This window comes from Chromobacterium fluminis (genome assembly GCF_011602385.1).
GTDB classification, from domain to species: Bacteria; Pseudomonadota; Gammaproteobacteria; order Burkholderiales; family Chromobacteriaceae; genus Chromobacterium; species Chromobacterium fluminis.
In genome coordinates this window covers 1-1,196 of record NZ_JAAOMA010000113.1, presented here as the reverse complement: position 1 = coordinate 1,196, position 1,196 = coordinate 1, and the positions used below count along the sequence as shown (strand labels likewise).

Sequence of the window (1,196 nt, the reverse complement as noted above, 5' to 3'; positions counted from 1 at the left end):
TGACCTTCCCCCAGTTGGTATACCACTGATTAGGTAGCAATCAGGCGTGGTTGGGGTAAGTGTTTCTCCCGGTACTCGGTCGGGGTCAGGTAATTCAATGCACTATGCGGGCGAGCATGATTATAGTCTTGCCGCCACGCTTCAATCGTCTGTCTTGCATCCTGTAAGTTGTGGAAGACAGACTGGTTCAAACATTCTTCCCGGAAACGCCCGTTGAAACTCTCGATAAAGGCATTCTCAACAGGCTTACCGGGCCGGATGAATTGCAGCGTCACGCCGTGACGATACGCCCATTCATCCAGTGCCCGGCTGGTAAATTCAGGTCCATTGTCCACCTGGATCAGATTCGGGCAACGTCCGGCGCAGCGTAACTGGTCCAGAACACGCGCGACACGTCGGCCAGGTAACGAGTGGTCCACTTCGATCCACAACGATTCGCGGTTCCAGGTGTCCACCACGGTCAAGGCTCGGATACGGCGACCATTCCATAGCGTATCCGATACAAAATCCATCGCCCAGCGCTGGTCTTGTCGCTCCGGCATTGGCAGAACCACCCGAAGATGACTTGGCCGCTTCTTCCGCCGTCGCAAGCGTAGCGACAAGCCTTCTTGCTTGTAGATCCGCTCGACCTGCTTATGGTTGATGGCCCAGCCTTCTCGGCGTAGTAAGACATGCAACCGTGGCGAGCCGAAGCGCCGACGTTGTTCGGCCAATTCACGCAGCCGTGCCCGTAGCGCCGCATTACGATCCTCGGCAGGTTTGCGGCGAAAGGTCTTGCGCGTTACCAACAACAAGCGACAGGCCCGACGTTCAGAAATACCGTGCCTGGCGATGAGTTGCCGGGCGGCATCACAGCGCTGGTCGGGCCGCGTCAGTTTTTTGAGACCACCTCTTTCAACATCTGAATGTCCAGCGCCTGTTCGGCCACCAGCCGTTTCAACCGGTTGTTCTCATCTTCCAGCTGCTTCAGACGCCGGGCTTCGGATACCTCCATGCCGCCGAACTTGGCACGCCATTTATAGAAGGTGGCATCGGAGATGCCATGCTTGCGGCACAGGTCCGCTGCGGAGAGGCCTGCTTCGGCTTCTTTCAGGATGGCAATGATCTGCTCTTCGGTGAAACGAGATTTGCGCATGTTGGCTCCTTTGAGCCTTCATGCTAACTAATTCTTGGGATACCTGTCGGGGGGAAGGTCA

The 1,196-nt window shown here is 56.5% G+C and carries 1 protein-coding gene; it reads right to left on the bottom strand.

All coding sequences use genetic code 11. The features are described 5' to 3' along the window. Nucleotides 1-29: 29 nt before the first annotated feature. A protein-coding gene (locus tag HA052_RS27070) for an IS3 family transposase (protein ID WP_240937599.1) occupies nt 30-1,135 on the bottom strand; the annotation gives its coding sequence in 2 pieces (ribosomal slippage) (nt 30-880 and nt 880-1,135; 1,107 coding nt in all). Between the last annotated feature and the right edge of the window lie 61 nt (nt 1,136-1,196).